The sequence below is a fragment of the Exiguobacterium sp. NPDC077395 genome (assembly GCF_050269125.1).
Taxonomy (GTDB): domain Bacteria; phylum Bacillota; class Bacilli; order Exiguobacteriales; family Exiguobacteriaceae; genus Exiguobacterium; species Exiguobacterium aestuarii_A.
This window is the reverse complement of record NZ_JBNNHU010000001.1, coordinates 548,325-562,613: the sequence shown is the minus strand read 5'-3', so window position 1 is coordinate 562,613 and position 14,289 is coordinate 548,325. Positions and strand designations below refer to the sequence as shown.

The window sequence follows — 14,289 nt, the reverse complement described above, 5'->3', positions numbered from 1 at the left end:
AGAGGAAAGATAAAAAATTCCTTTTGATTCGAGTGTAGCTCTATTAGAAGCTTCTATACGTGACAGATTTTTTGTATTCTAGAAGAAAGAATGTCACAGGATTGCTATAAGACATCAGTTTAAATGAACTTCGCGAAGAAAAGCGAACTATCCTACAAAAGGATGACAAAATCATTCTTTATCTAGGAAATACAAGCTAGGCTAATACATATTATTTATCAGGTTAATTTTTATCATCGTTATATAATTAAGGTATCAATTGTTGGGGGGGAGATATGTTAAAACCTTGGAATAGCCAGTAACTAGTGAATGCAATTAAGATGATACCAAGCAATATCGTTGTCAGTTTTCTTTTGAAGGGGGGATGGCGTGCGATTTGTCACATTCGTGACGTTCAATCCGAGTAAAGGAAATCAAGAACAAGAAATCCGACCTTGAAAAATTGGATCTAATACGGAAAAACGTGAGGTTACAAGGGTCTCAAAGTCGTCAACTTGTTCGCATGTATCTCGAAAGAACTCAATGATAAGATAGAGGACAATTTTAATTGCTTAAGAATTGAAACTGAAGATTTCGTCATGATTGAAAATTCTATTTATATTGAAAAAAAAAAGGGGGAAAGACGACGAATACCACAAGAACTTATTGAATTAACTTTGAAAGTTAATCATTTCAAAAGTAGAATATATGGAGGTGTAAGAATGGAAGAAGGTTTTTCTTTTACTCGAGAATACAATAGTAAATATTCTAAATATGTTGATTTAATAAATGAAGTAGAGCATATACTTGATCAAAAGTTTCGAGAAACGGAATTAAAAATTCATACTTTAACTTCGAGAATTAAAACACTAGACTCACTAGTAAAGAAAATTGAAAGAAAAAACTTAGATTCTTCTTTGGATTCTCCCTTTGAAGAGATTGAGGATATAGCTGGGATTAGGGTTGTCTGTTTATTCATTACTGATATCCAAAAAATAGGGGATATAATCAAAAAGAATTTCGAAATAGTATCTGAAGATAACAAAATAAATGAAAATAACCAAGTTAGTTCTTTCGGATATATGTCATTACATTATATTGCAAAATTAAAAAACGGATATTCTGGCGCCCGTTATGATCACATCAAAGAGTTAAAATTTGAAATTCAAGTCAGAACCATTTCAATGGATGCATGGGCTAACATATCTCATTACTTAGATTATAAGAGCGAAAATGACATACCTCAAAAATTAAAAAAAGATTTTCATGCCTTAAGCGGACTTTTTTATGTAGCTGACTCACATTTTGAGTTTTTTATGGATTCTATTAATAAAATACAACAAGAAACAGACGATGAAATCAAAGAAATACTTTCGCATGAAATTATTTCCGAAGATGAGAAGTTGAATTTTGACAAATTGAAATCTTATCTAAGTCAGAAATATAGTGATAGAGAAAGAAAAGAAAGGGAAGTAGAGACCTCTAAAGCAACTTCAGAACTATTGTATGAGCTTTTAGAGGCTGGATATGATAATCTGAAAAAACTAGATGATTCGCTTGATAAAGCCAAAGATGCGTTTTTACTATACGAAGAACTATATCCACCTTCAACACGTGATAAAAAATTTGTATCGGTCGGTGTTGTCAGAATTTCTTTGAATATTATAGATGAAAAGTTTAGGGCAAAAAATGAAAAAATTTCTTCATTATCTATCAAGAATTTTGAGGATGAGAGAGTTCAAAGTTTAATTAATTAACTCTTATAGTATACATTACGACATAAAAATTTAAGAACTCCTTTATTTCGCCAGAAGTAGTTATTGAAGTTAAGCCCCAATATCTTATATTTATGTTATTGGGGCTTTTTGCATCGATTCACTTATGATAGCGATTTTTTTTTGATTTTGCAGTCCTTTCATTTGTTCATTCTATTTCGGAAATTGTATCTAATCGTATTTTTTCGATTTCCTAAAGTGTAGAGTCAAATTGTTTCATTGCAGTGACAGTATAAGCAAGCACTTAATTATTGTATCTAGCTGTTATTAATACCGTGAATTATATTCTAATGTTTCATATTTATAGGATTGAAAATAGATAAAGAAATGATTCTTAAAGGTTGCAAAATTCATTTTCTGACACGACGAAGTGACGCGTGACATTCTTTCTAACTTTTTCTAGACCTCGGTCCTTTTTAGAAATTATTTCATCGTAACCTATACTTTAAGCACTTGTTTTGATATTTTTTAGAACTTTTGTGTACTGGATTTGGAGGAACGCCATTCATCTGAATGGTGTTTTTGTTTGGAATCAATTCAGTTATTCTTGGTAACTTCGAATCTTAAAAAGAAATCACCTCACTTTATTGCAGAAGTAGGTAAAATACTAGCCCACAATCATAATTGTTTAAGATATGAGAGCGATATCCAAAGTTTTCAACTGATTCAGCGAATTGATAGAAAATCTATAGAAAGAGTAAAATTAAAAATTATTACTAAAAAAGAATATGATATATGCGATTATTATTTATAAATGTTTAATTCTATATTTAGAAATGAGGCTGAATACAAGTGACTACCCAAGCTAATATAACTAATAAAATAATTAGTGATGCTTCTGTTAATATAGCAGAGCTTTTAGATGCAAATTATGTAATTATTTGTGATACAAATGTATTTTTAGGACCATATCGTTTTTCACCGGACTATGCAAACTTTACTATTAATTGTCTAGAAAAAATTCAAGAACATATTGTTGTTCCTTATACTGTGTTTGTCGAATTTCGAAAACATAATCGAGCTTTGTATGTTCGACGTAATGATAAGATTGAAAATTCTGTTGAGGACATAATTAAGTTAATAGATGTCCAAAAAGAGAAAATGAAGAATGGCGTTGAAACCCTAGTTAAACGTCAATTTCCAGAGGCTGAGGGTCTTCAAAATCAAATCGAAGAAAAGTACAATGATTTAAAAATGATATTCACTCAATACTTTGAAGAACGTAGTGTTTTAACTTTAGTACAAGATAACTGGAGTCAAGACATCATCGAGCATTTTATGAACAAATTGGTGAGTGCAGGGAAGGTGATGGAAGATTTCTCAAGAGAAGAAATATATAGAATTTGCGAGGAAGGAGAAAAAAGATATAAAAAACAGATTCCTCCTGGTTATAAAGACAGTAAAAATAAAGATGGTCTTCGTAAATATAGTGATTTGATTCTTTGGAGAGAAATATTAAATTTCGCCCAAAAAAATCAAAAAAATATCATTTTTGTTAGCGATGACGTAAAACCAGATTGGTGGAACGTTGAAAACAATGAAAATGAATTTTTACCAAAACTAATCGAAGAATTTTCTAAATCAACCAAAAGAGATGATTTAAGACATGAAGAATCTAGTGAAAACCCATTAAAAATTGTACCATTTGTCTCTAAAGATTTTTATGAAGCTATTTCTATTAGTATGCAAGTTGAAAAATCTGATGCTGTAGAACAAGCTTTACAAATCACGGAATCTGACTATATAGATGCTATAGAAGAGAGAGTATTTGAATCAATTATTGATAAACTAAAATACTCGGAATTGGAATATATTGATGAATCAGAAATGACTCACATAGGATCAGTGGGTATTGGTGAATGGGAAATAATTGAAAGAGAATTTGATACTTATACTATGGTTGAAAGAAGCTCTGGCCAGGTAACTTATGATTTGATATATGACGTAGTAATGGAAAGTAAATCTCATGATTATCACGGAAAAGACTCTGATACTAAAGATGTAATTTTATCTTTACCTTACAAACATCAAGTAACAGGCTCTTTAACTGTTCAAATAACTAGAACGGTAGACATTTTTACTGACTTTGAAGATTCTGATGAATTTGATTCAGTTATGATAGTTGATAGTCATTTTTTAGAATCGTCTTATCAAGACTGGTATGATGAAGAAGGTTACGACGTTCCTAATGCTTACACCACTTGTCCAGATTGTGGTAGAGCAATCAATAGTGAGAACGATGCTGGCAATGGATTTTGTTCAACATGTGGACCGCATCATTAATTTTTTTCGTTTTTTAATGTATCTGTGAGTAGGTGAAACAAAAAAAGAAATTGACTCACAATGAACTGCCCCCTGTCAAGTAGACAGTGGAAATAATAAAAATAGTTTAGGCGGCTTCAGCCCTGAATTCTAATGGGCTGAAGCCGTTTAGTCGTTCTTGGAATCGGTCTTGATTATAGAAACGTATGTATTCAGTCACTGCCTCACTGAGATTGTCATATGTACGGTATTTCCGAAGGCGATAACTCTCGCATTTGAGCGCACCGAAAAAGGACTCCATTGGCCCGTTGTCGATACACCTTCCCACCCGGGATATGCTTTGGGTGATACCGGCTCCCATCGTCATTCGGCCGAAGGCCCTCGTGGTGTACTGGAACCCTTTGTCGCTATGGAGTAGCGGCGTCGCACCTGGGTCGCCCTGCAGGGTCCGATGAAGCGTTTCGAAGACGAGGCTTGTGTTGTTCAATTTCCCGATGACGAAAGAACGGATTGAACCGTCTGCGAAGGTTCAGAACCATTCGTCGATACCCGTAGATGCCTTTGGTTTTCTTGATGTATGCTTCGCAACTCTTCGAGAACCTGGCGAGCTTCGTCTGAACCTCCCTCACGGTTTGGCGCACGGAACGGATGTTGAACAGGGGTCCGAGTAGGATGATCTCCGAATAATCGATGCCAAGCGTACCGGTGTTCGAATAGAGCGGGGCGCAGAGACGGTGAACGATCGAGAAGTCGATGTGGCGGTCGAGTCTCCGGACGAGATGATCCTGAGGGACCAGCTGGTCCAACGTGGTCTTCGACCGGATCGGTTCATGTCGTTTCCTGGGATGGGCACGATACATATCAGGTTCCTCCTTTTGATGACGGGCGGACGTGGCGTTTACCTACTTACTTCCCCGTTTTGCCTGGTTCGAAGTATGTATCGGGCTTTTTCTTCGGCCGTCGAGTCCTCAGAAAAAGACAAATGGCCGCCAAGGGTGGCGACCATTCGTGTGGCTAGTCCCACGGCGCCCCAACTCCTGCAGGAAAGCAATCCGACGGAGACCCAGCAGCGACTCATGAGTCGCGATGCGGCTCCGGGATTGCCTGCGGAAAGCGTGGGCGCCGGAAGGACGAGTTCGAACATGTTATTTGTCAACAAGCTGAAACCGCTCAAGGCGGTCTCTTCAGTTGCTCGTTTTACGAACGAATGGCAGACACGACCTCTTCAACGTGCCCCTTCACTTTGACGTTACGCCACTCTTCTTGAATGTAGCCGTCCTCGTTGATCAGGAACGTCGAACGGACGATGCCGTAGTACTCTTTCCCGTAATTCTTCTTTAGTTGCCAAACACCGTACAATTCAGAGACTTCATGATCCTCGTCGACGAGTAAGTCAAACGGCAACTCGTTCTTCGCGATAAAGTTCTGGTGCTTCTTCTGACTGTCCGCTGAAATCCCGATGACGACCGCGCCTTCCATCTTCGGCATCGCATCACGGAAATCACACGCTTCCGTCGTACAACCCGGTGTCGAGTCACGAGGATAAAAATACAAAACGACTTTCTTGCCTAAATAATCTTTCAGCGAGACCATTTCTCCATTTTGGTTTGGTAATGAAAATGTAGGTGCGAGCATCTGTTTTTCCTCCTTAACCGAACGACGGGTCGACGAGTTGTTCGTCAAAACCATCGATCGCTTCCTCTAATTTTGTCTTTAATGGATCGAGTACCTCGATATACTCGATTGGATCTTCAGTGGCGGCCGCTTGTCGAAGCGTCTCTTCATTGTCGGTGTACCATGTTTCATACGCTTTAAAGTAATCGGTCATGATGGCTTGGTTCTCTTCGACCGTCAACGTCTCTGCCATTAAGAGAAAAACGTTATTGTCCGCCTCAAGTGCCGTATAGTCGGTCTGGGCGTTGACTCGGTCATAGATCGGTCCTGCCTCATCTTCTGGAACCTCTGCAAGACGAGCGTTCGCTTCTGCGTTGACCCCATATTCGTTTGCCTGTATCCCGATGAGGAGCTCTCCGACTTCGGCGATGACGTCCTCTGGTAACGCAGTCGGCGTGATGACGAGCGACCAGTCGTCGCCTTCTTTCACAGCGACTTTACTGAGCCGGTTCGGGAGCGGATTGCCGTCTTGGTCGACCATTTCATGGACGAGAAACGCCACGTCTTCGTCCTCGTTGACCCAACTCTCATAGATGTCCCCCGGGGCAAGCTGACGCGTGACGGCACCGGTCGCCGGAATGTCAGTCAATCGACCCGCATAGTCGATGGCTGCGAGCGCCTCGGCATCGCCCGATTCAAGCGCCGTTTGATAATCCGCATACACTTCCGTGACAGAATCCGGCAATGCGCGTTTCGTTTCTTCTACAACTGCCTCTTCGTCGTTCCCACATGCCCCGAGCGTGAAGACGAGGAGGAGCGGAATGAGCCATTTTTTCATGTTGTTCGTCCTTTCTAAAGCCGTGTTCTCCCCCATCCTACCATGTCTCGAATAGTCGCTCCAATGGCATGTATTTCTGGAAAATTGTTTCACTAGGATTTCTACGATAATTTCGATACAATACAGACGTAAGCGCTTTAACGCTCAACATCACTTTAAGGGGGAACGAGAATGATTCCATACAAACATGAACCATTCACAGACTTTACACAAAAAGAGAATGCCGATGCGATCCAAGCGGCAATCGAGAAAGTGAACGGTGAGCTCGGGAAAGACTATCCGCTCGTAATCGGTGGGGAAAAGGTTACGACGGAAGGAAAAATCACGTCTTACAACCCAGCGAACAAAGAAGAAGTGATCGGTCGCGTCTCAAAAGCAAACCAAGAGCTCGCAGAACGTGCGATGCAAGAAGCACTCACAGCATTTGACTCATGGCGCCACGTCGACCCAGCCGTCCGCGCAGACGTCTTGTTCAAAGCAGCGAACATCGTCCGCAAACGCAAGCACGAGTTCTCAGCTTATCTCGTCAAAGAAGCAGGTAAGCCATGGAATGAAGCAGATGCGGACACAGCAGAAGCGATCGACTTCATGGAATACTATGCACGTCAGATGCTCGAACTCAAACCTGGTAAGAAAGTCGAGAGCCGTCCAGGCGAATACAACCGTTATGACTACATCCCACTCGGGGTCGGAATCGTCATCAGCCCATGGAACTTCCCGTTCGCAATCATGGCCGGTACAGCTGTTGCGGCAATCGTTGCCGGTAACACGATTCTCTTGAAGCCAGCTTCAACGACACCAATCGTTGCTGCGAAATTCGTGGAAGTGATGGAAGAAGCAGGTCTTCCAAAAGGTGTCCTCAACTTCATCCCAGGACCTGGTGCAGAAGTTGGAGACTACCTCGTCGACCATCCGAAAACTCGTTTCATCAGCTTCACAGGATCGCGTGATGTGGGGCTCCGCATCAACGAACGAGCTTCTAAGTTGAACGAAGGTCAAATCTGGCTCAAACGCGTCATCGCAGAGATGGGCGGAAAAGATACAATCGTCGTCGACGAGTCAGCGGATCTCGAACTCGCAGCACAATCGATCGTCAAATCGGCATTTGGTTTCTCAGGTCAGAAATGTTCGGCTTGTTCACGTGCCGTCATCGTCGACAGCGTTTATGATACGGTACTTGACCGCGTCGTCGAACTCACGAACGAACTCTCTGTCGGAAACACAGAGAAGAACGAACACTTCATGGGACCTGTCATCGACGCAGCAGCCTTCAAGAAAATCACATCGTACTTCGATGTCGCAAAAGAAGAAGGACGCATCGTCGCAGGCGGAAACGCGGATGATTCAACAGGCTACTTCATCGAGCCGACGGTCGTCGCAGATGTCGACCCGAAAGCGCGTCTCATGCAAGAAGAGATTTTCGGACCAGTCGTTGCCTTCACAAAAGCGAAAGACTTCAAAGAAGCGATCGACATCGCGAACAACACAGAATACGGCTTGACAGGTGCGGTACTCACACGTGACCGTATGAATCAAGAATACGCTCGTCAAAACTTCCACGTTGGGAACCTTTACTTCAACCGTGGATGCACAGGCGCAATCGTCGGCTATCAGCCGTTCGGTGGATTCAACATGTCAGGTACGGATTCAAAAGCAGGTGGACCGGACTACATCCAACTCCACATGCAAGCGAAGACAACATCTGAGACATTCTAATCAAAAAGAGACGTTCCCTCGAGAACGTCTCTTTTTTCAGTGTGCTTTAAATGTCTGCTCGAACATGATGGCAATCTCTTCTTGATGGAGCAAGAACAGGTCAAACAGCGTCGGATCGAACGCCCCTTTCATGTCTTTCATCGCGACAATCGTATCGTCATGGGAGAAAGCAGGTTTATACGGGCGAACCGTCCGTAACGCGTCATAGACGTCGATGATGGTGACGATTCGGGCCGCGAGTGGAATTTCCTCTCCCTTCAACCCTTTGATATATCCTGTCCCGTCCCAACGCTCATGATGATAGAGCGCGATCTGATAGGCCATTTGGATAAAGTAGTTTTGAGGGAACTGTATCTGGAGATCCTTCAACACTTCACCCCCGACGCGCACATGATCTTTCATGAAGACCCATTCTTGGTCGGATAGCTTATTCGCCTTCAATAAGATCGAATCTGGTACAGAAATCTTCCCGATGTCATGAAGCGGTGCCGCAAGTCGAATCCCTTCGATGAAGAGTGGCGACACGTCCGGGTGATGATGGTCATATAAAATCGTCGCAAAGAGCGTCGACAAATCTTGTACCCGCTCGATATGGTTCCCCGTCTCATTGTTACGGAGTGCGGACAGCCGTAACAACGTCCGGACGAGCCCCTCTTGATAATCGATCATTTCTTTTTCCCGCTCGGCGAGGATACGCTGTGCCTCTTCCCGTCCTGCCTCGATTCGGTGCCGTTCGACCGCACCGAGAAGGGCGTTACTGAAATCTTGCAGTGCCTGTTGCTCGTATTCCGTGTACGTTCGCTCCGAGACGACGGAATCAAATCCGACGAACCCTTGGCACGTCTTGCCTTGCATCATCGGGACCGCCAGCAAGCTTTGAATCGACTGCGGTTCGAGAATGCCGCGGACGACACTAGTTTCTGGTAAATCTGCCACGCGTGGAATGTACATCGTCTCGCCTGCCACGTGAGTGTTGACCCATTCAGGCAACACGTCGATTGGCACGTCTTGAAGATTGTCCATCTCGGCGGTGATGCCCTCGGCGCACCACTCGAATGTGTTGTGACAAACCTGATTCGTGAAATCGTAATCGAAGACATAGACGCGGTCGACCGCGAAATAATGTCCAAGTTCGGCTAGCGACTGGTCAACCCGCTTTTTGAAATCCGCAATCTCTGTTGTTAAAAAGCGATTGAGGAGTGACGAAAGCAGGTGATGGAGTCGCTCTTGTTGTTGTAACTGTAACGTCAATGATTCATGCGAAGTTGCCATGTGCCAAACCTCCCTTTTGTCTGGAATATATGCAATCGTTCCATGAGTTTATTTTACCCATTTTTCAGTCTTTTTACCCTGCTTATCCCAATTGAAAAACCGGGCGACGATGCACCGGGTTCTTCATCAAACTTGCTTTAACAAGTTCGCCATTTCAATGGCTGACGTTGCTGCTTCCCAGCCTTTATTCCCTGCTTTCGTACCAGCCCGTTCAATCGCCTGCTCGATCGTCTCCGTCGTCAATACGCCAAAGATGACCGGGACCTCCGATTGATAGCTCGCTTGCGCGATTCCTTTCGCCGCTTCGTTACACACGTAATCAAAGTGCGGCGTCGCGCCACGGATGACGGCCCCGAGTGTGATGACCGCATCATATTTTTGACTCATCGCCATTTTTTTCGCAACGAGTGGGAGCTCAAACGCACCCGGTACGAAAGCGAGCGACACGTCTTCTTCTTTCACGCCATGACGCTTCAATGCATCTTTCGCACCGTCTAGAAGACGCATCGTGATCAAGTCGTTGAATCGACCGACGACGATTCCAATCTTTAAGCCTTCTCCTACTAAATTACCTTCAAATGTATATATCATCTCATTTATCCTCCAATATGGTTCATTTTGAGTTGTTTCGTCATACGATATGATTCATTCGCTTCGTGCGCACCGACGTGAAGCGGGACACGCTCGACGACGATGACGCCACATGATTCTAAGGCATCGACTTTTTCAGGGTTGTTCGTCATGAGTCGGACACGGCTCACCCCAAGGTCACGGAGCATCGCCGCACTGACACGATAGTCACGCATGTCGGGATGGAATCCGAGTGCCTCGTTCGCCTCGACCGTATCCAACCCTTCCTCTTGTAAGGCATAGGCTTTCAGTTTATTCACGAGTCCGATTCCTCGCCCTTCCTGACGCATATAAAGGACAATGCCCGACTCCTGTTCGATTCTCTCGATAGCCGCATCAAGTTGCGGACCACAGTCACATCGGAACGACCCGAAGACGTCTCCCGTCAAACATTCCGAATGAATCCGAACGAGTGGGACGTCTGTAAGCGTCTCGGTCACGAGGGCCACATGCTCTTGTCGGTCGAATCGGTTCTCATATCCGATCATTCGAAACGTCCCTTTCGATGAAGGGAGTGACACGTCCGCTTCGCGCGTGACAAGACTCGTCTCCATGTACTGGGCCAATGCTTCGATTGTGATGAACGCCAATTCGTGACGTTTTGCGACTTCGACCAAGTCCGGGACGCGGGCCATTTCTCCGTCTTCTCGAATGATTTCACAGATGACGGCTACCGGCTCACTACCAGCAAGGCGTGCCAAATCGACGGATGCTTCTGTGTGACCACGACGCACCGAGACCCCTCCCTTTTTGGCGATGAGCGGGAAGAGATGTCCCGGTCGTTGAAAGTCAGAGGGACGTGACGATGGGTTCGCTAATTCACGAACGGTGTGGGAGCGCTCGCTTGCCGAGATGCCTGTCGTCGAATCGATATGATCGACACTGACCGTGAACGCCGTACCATGCGGGTCCGTGCTATTCGTCACCATTGGTTCAAGCTCAAGGCGTGCCGCCACTTCTTCGGCGACGGCCGCACAGACGAGTCCTTTCCCTTCCGTGATTAAAAAGTTCATCGTCTCGGGTGTCGTCTTGTCACCAAGCACGACAAAGTCACCTTCATTCTCACGATTCTCGTCATCGACGACGATGATCGGACGTCCGCGTCTTAATTCCTCAATGGCCCGTTCAATCGAATCAAACATTACCATCCCGCCTTCCCATAACCTTGTGATGCCAAAGATTCGAGTGTCATCTTCGACTGTCCGACTAGTTTTTCCATATATTTTGCCAACAGGTCACATTCCAAATTGACAGGTTCACCGACGTGCTTCGACCCGAGAACAGTCTCACTATACGTGTGCGGGATCAACGACAGCGTAAACCCACGTTCGGATACGTCGAATACGGTCAGACTCGTCCCGTCCACCGAAATCGATCCCTTCGGCACAATGTATGAAAGAAGCGAAGGGTCGCATTGAATGTCGACATATACGGCATTCGCGAGTGGACGCTTCTTGGTGATGCGCCCGACGCCGTCAACATGCCCGGACACGAAATGCCCGCCGAATCGTCCGTTCGCAGGCATCGCCCGTTCGAGATTGACGCGCGTCCCTGGCTTCACCCCATCTAGACTGGATGCTTTCAGTGTCTCTGGCATCACATCAACGGCGAATGTCGACGCGTCAAACGTTGTGACCGTCAAACAAATCCCATTTACCGAAATGCTGTCGCCGATTTTTACGTCATAGAGCACCTTTGCCCCCGATAGGACGAGCCGCAAGGACGGACCGTTTCGTTTCACCGCTTTGACCGAACCAATTTCTTCTACGATTCCTGTAAACATCAGAGCGCCCCCTTTCGAAGGACGACTTTCAGATCAGGTCCGATCGTCTCGACCTGCTGAATCTCAAAACGAGAAATCGTATCCAGCGAGCCTTCCTGTTGTGAACGGTAGACACCGTTTTTCCCGCCGAACACGCGCGGTGATTGATAGGCAACCCATTCATCCACATAGCCTCCGTCAAGAAGGGACGTGACAAGTGTCGGTCCCGCCTCGATCAATAAGCGTCCAACCCCGTTCGCGTAAAGTGTCTCGAGCACGTTTCCGAGCGACGTATAATCGAATAACTCGATTCCCATGGCACGTGCCTGTTCCCGTTTTTCTCTGTCGTCCGACGAGGTGAACAGAAGCACTGGGACGTCTTCGGCCGTTCGGGCAAGCGTGCTCGCGAGTGGCAAGCGAAGGTCACGGTCGAGGACGACTCGCTTCGGTTGACGTGTCTCACGGTCCAATCGAACGGTCAGTGCCGGATCATCCGCAAGCACCGTTCCAATTCCCGTTAAAATCGCATCGGTTTTGGCGCGTAGTTCATGGACGTCACGACGGGCTTCCGGGCTTGTCACCCATTGACTCTCACCAGAATCCAATGAAACTTTTCCATCGAGACTCGTCGCCGTCTTTAAGATGACGTACGGTCGCTTCGTCTCGAGCGCTCGCAAGAACGCTGGATTTAGTGCCCGTGCCTCCTCTTCAAGTAACCCGACTTCAACTTCGACGCCAGCCGATTTGAGGCGCATGATCCCTTTTCCGGCAACGAGCGGGTTCGGGTCTTTCATGGCAATGACGACTCGTTTGACTCCGGATTCAACGATCAAGTCGGCACACGGTGGTGTCTTCCCGTGATGCGAGCACGGCTCAAGCGTGACGTAAAGTGTCGCCCCGTACGCTGCCGCACCTGCCATCTTAATCGCGTGAACTTCAGCATGTGGTTCGCCCGCCTTGAGATGGGCGCCTAACCCAACGACGCGACCGTCTTTGACGAGAACGGCGCCGACAAGCGGGTTCACACCCGTCTGTCCGTCGGCAGATTTCGCCAATTGGATGGCTTGTTGCATGTACTGTTTCATCGTTCTCCCTCCTTTTTTCCGTACAAACAAAAGACCCTAAGGAACGGTCCTTAGGGTCTTGGTGGGAGGGTTTCGTCGTTTTTGGGCAAGCCAAATAAACGTTTTCTTTACAGAAAAGCGTACGACGAAGCACAGGTCACACGGACCTGTTTTTTGTTCCTTCTCCCATCCAGACTATACTGTCGGCTCTAGAGTCTCACTAGATCCACCGTTCGCACACGTGCGCCCGGGTCACGGACTTAGGGCATGGCCCATCACCGCCGGTTGGGAATTTCACCCGACCCCGAAGGAATATTTGTTTGTACAGATTTACTGTATCGCAATTGTTTTTATTTCGCAAAACAAAAAACGCTACCCGTGAGAGTAGCGCCTCGATTATGCGAGAAAGAGGACGACGAGAAGTCCGACAATCCAGCAATAATATGAGAAATACTTTAATTCGCCTTTTGCCATGATGTGCTGGAACCACTTCAACGAAATCGCAGTCAACACATAAGAAGCGATGAACGCCAAGATGAGCGGACCGAACAAGTCACGTGTTTCTGGGTTCGTAAATAACGCCGGACCGTCCAAAATCATCGTCCCGAGACTGATTGGAATGAACAAGAAGAACGAAAAGCGAAGTGCTGATTCTTGCTTGATTCCGAGCAACATTGCCATGACGATGGTTGCTCCAGAGCGACTGATCCCTGGGATGAGCGCCACCGCTTGGGCGAGTCCAATCAATACGGCGTCACGTAACGTGATCCCGCCGTCTCCTTTATTCCCGCGCATGTTTCGAATGAACCAAAGCGCAAGACCCGTGATGATGAGCGTGTATCCGACCGTCGCGACGCCACCGAGTACTTCTCCAATCCAGTCACCAAAAATGACACCGAGAACACCGGCCGGAACCGTTGCGACGAGGAGCAATCCGATAAACTTCACATCGACCATCGTCTCATCTGTCCGATCTTTCTTGAAGAGGAACGTCCATAAACTGACGATGAGGCGGACGACATCTTTACGATAGACCGTTAAGACCGCGAGGAGCGAAGCAAAATTTACGAAAACTTCAAATGACAATCCCGGCAAGTCGATGTTAAATAATTCTTGGAAGATAACAAGATGTCCGCTCGATGAAATCGGGATCGGCTCCGTGAATCCTTGGATCAATCCGAGCAACGTATAAAATAACCAAACTGTCATAATGGTAATCCTCTTTTCTGTTTTTCACTCAATGCGCCTATTTTAGCAGAATTGGACTTTCGTTGACCAGCTGTTAAAAATTTTTTGATGTAATTTCAATATTCGATTGATTAGTCTGAAAATTAAATTTATTATAGAAGGGTACTCATCTGGAGCGAAGGCGATGAC

General features: G+C 45.5%; 12 protein-coding genes and 1 riboswitch. Of the genes, 3 read left to right on the top strand and 9 right to left on the bottom strand.

What is annotated here, in order from left to right; translation table 11 throughout:
• The first annotated feature begins 701 nt into the window (after positions 1 to 701).
• Together ACQKD4_RS02855 and ACQKD4_RS02850 are read left to right on the top strand one after the other, a co-directional pair.
• Positions 702 to 1,736 carry a GTP pyrophosphokinase gene (locus ACQKD4_RS02855; protein ID WP_427372428.1) on the top strand — a complete coding sequence of 345 codons (1,035 nt, stop codon included), beginning with the start codon at positions 702 to 704 and terminating at the stop codon, positions 1,734 to 1,736.
• An 810-nt stretch (positions 1,737 to 2,546) separates the two neighbouring features.
• Complete coding sequence (locus tag ACQKD4_RS02850) at positions 2,547 to 4,037, top strand: PIN-like domain-containing protein (RefSeq protein ID WP_427372427.1); 1,491 nt, start codon at positions 2,547 to 2,549, stop codon at positions 4,035 to 4,037.
• 106 nt (positions 4,038 to 4,143) lie between these two features.
• Here ACQKD4_RS02850 and ACQKD4_RS02845 read toward each other — a convergent pair whose 3' ends face one another.
• From ACQKD4_RS02845 to ACQKD4_RS02835, 3 genes are all read right to left on the bottom strand, one after another.
• Complete coding sequence (locus ACQKD4_RS02845; RefSeq protein WP_427373261.1) at positions 4,144 to 4,377, bottom strand: IS3 family transposase; 234 nt, start codon at positions 4,375 to 4,377, stop codon at positions 4,144 to 4,146.
• An 836-nt stretch (positions 4,378 to 5,213) separates the two neighbouring features.
• A complete protein-coding gene (gene bcp / locus ACQKD4_RS02840; protein ID WP_427372426.1) occupies positions 5,214 to 5,651 on the bottom strand; it encodes a thioredoxin-dependent thiol peroxidase in 438 nt (145 codons plus the stop codon).
• 13 nt (positions 5,652 to 5,664) lie between these two features.
• Entirely contained in the window at positions 5,665 to 6,468 is an 804-nt protein-coding gene (locus ACQKD4_RS02835; RefSeq protein ID WP_427372425.1) for a hypothetical protein, read from the bottom strand.
• Between the two features lie 171 nt (positions 6,469 to 6,639).
• Between ACQKD4_RS02835 and pruA the strand changes: the two genes are divergently transcribed.
• Positions 6,640 to 8,184, top strand: coding sequence for an L-glutamate gamma-semialdehyde dehydrogenase (pruA, locus tag ACQKD4_RS02830; protein ID WP_074036480.1), 1,545 nt, complete (start codon positions 6,640 to 6,642; stop codon positions 8,182 to 8,184).
• 36 nt (positions 8,185 to 8,220) lie between these two features.
• Here pruA and ACQKD4_RS02825 read toward each other — a convergent pair whose 3' ends face one another.
• The 6 genes from ACQKD4_RS02825 to ACQKD4_RS02800 form a co-directional block, all read right to left on the bottom strand.
• Positions 8,221 to 9,456: a GAF and HD-GYP domain-containing protein gene (locus ACQKD4_RS02825; protein ID WP_214693833.1), complete on the bottom strand. Its 1,236-nt coding sequence runs from the start codon at positions 9,454 to 9,456 to the stop codon at positions 8,221 to 8,223.
• Positions 9,457 to 9,582: 126 nt separating this feature from the next.
• Positions 9,583 to 10,047 carry a 6,7-dimethyl-8-ribityllumazine synthase gene (gene ribH, locus ACQKD4_RS02820; protein WP_074036560.1) on the bottom strand — a complete coding sequence of 155 codons (465 nt, stop codon included), beginning with the start codon at positions 10,045 to 10,047 and terminating at the stop codon, positions 9,583 to 9,585.
• 5 nt (positions 10,048 to 10,052) lie between these two features.
• A complete protein-coding gene (gene ribB, locus ACQKD4_RS02815; RefSeq protein ID WP_427372424.1) occupies positions 10,053 to 11,228 on the bottom strand; it encodes a 3,4-dihydroxy-2-butanone-4-phosphate synthase in 1,176 nt (391 codons plus the stop codon).
• Positions 11,228 to 11,869 carry a riboflavin synthase gene (gene ribE / locus ACQKD4_RS02810; protein ID WP_427372423.1) on the bottom strand — a complete coding sequence of 214 codons (642 nt, stop codon included), beginning with the start codon at positions 11,867 to 11,869 and terminating at the stop codon, positions 11,228 to 11,230. The genes ribB and ribE overlap by 1 nt, the downstream gene beginning before the upstream one ends.
• Positions 11,869 to 12,933, bottom strand: coding sequence for a bifunctional diaminohydroxyphosphoribosylaminopyrimidine deaminase/5-amino-6-(5-phosphoribosylamino)uracil reductase RibD (gene ribD / locus ACQKD4_RS02805; protein WP_427372422.1), 1,065 nt, complete (start codon positions 12,931 to 12,933; stop codon positions 11,869 to 11,871). The genes ribE and ribD overlap by 1 nt, the downstream gene beginning before the upstream one ends.
• Before the next feature lie 153 nt (positions 12,934 to 13,086).
• A riboswitch (FMN riboswitch) is annotated at positions 13,087 to 13,228 on the bottom strand.
• An 80-nt stretch (positions 13,229 to 13,308) separates the two neighbouring features.
• On the bottom strand, positions 13,309 to 14,121 hold the full coding sequence (locus ACQKD4_RS02800) for an undecaprenyl-diphosphate phosphatase (protein ID WP_214693843.1): 813 nt from the start codon (positions 14,119 to 14,121) through the stop codon (positions 13,309 to 13,311).
• Positions 14,122 to 14,289: the final 168 nt, after the last annotated feature.

What these genes read in the sequence shown, in the direction of transcription:
- bcp (WP_427372426.1), bottom strand. Translation starts at nt 5,651, where the DNA reads ATGCTCGCACCTACATTTTCATTACCAAACCAAAATGGAGAAATGGTC.
- ACQKD4_RS02825 (WP_214693833.1), bottom strand. Translation starts at nt 9,456, where the DNA reads ATGGCAACTTCGCATGAATCATTGACGTTACAGTTACAACAACAAGAG.
- ribD (WP_427372422.1), bottom strand. Translation starts at nt 12,933, where the DNA reads ATGAAACAGTACATGCAACAAGCCATCCAATTGGCGAAATCTGCCGAC.
- ACQKD4_RS02800 (WP_214693843.1), bottom strand. Translation starts at nt 14,121, where the DNA reads ATGACAGTTTGGTTATTTTATACGTTGCTCGGATTGATCCAAGGATTC.
- ribB (WP_427372424.1), bottom strand. Translation starts at nt 11,228, where the DNA reads ATGTTTGATTCGATTGAACGGGCCATTGAGGAATTAAGACGCGGACGT.
- ribE (WP_427372423.1), bottom strand. Translation starts at nt 11,869, where the DNA reads ATGTTTACAGGAATCGTAGAAGAAATTGGTTCGGTCAAAGCGGTGAAA.
- pruA (WP_074036480.1), top strand. Translation starts at nt 6,640, where the DNA reads ATGATTCCATACAAACATGAACCATTCACAGACTTTACACAAAAAGAG.
- ribH (WP_074036560.1), bottom strand. Translation starts at nt 10,047, where the DNA reads ATGATATATACATTTGAAGGTAATTTAGTAGGAGAAGGCTTAAAGATT.
- ACQKD4_RS02845 (WP_427373261.1), bottom strand. Translation starts at nt 4,377, where the DNA reads ATGGGAGCCGGTATCACCCAAAGCATATCCCGGGTGGGAAGGTGTATC.
- ACQKD4_RS02855 (WP_427372428.1), top strand. Translation starts at nt 702, where the DNA reads ATGGAAGAAGGTTTTTCTTTTACTCGAGAATACAATAGTAAATATTCT.
- ACQKD4_RS02835 (WP_427372425.1), bottom strand. Translation starts at nt 6,468, where the DNA reads ATGAAAAAATGGCTCATTCCGCTCCTCCTCGTCTTCACGCTCGGGGCA.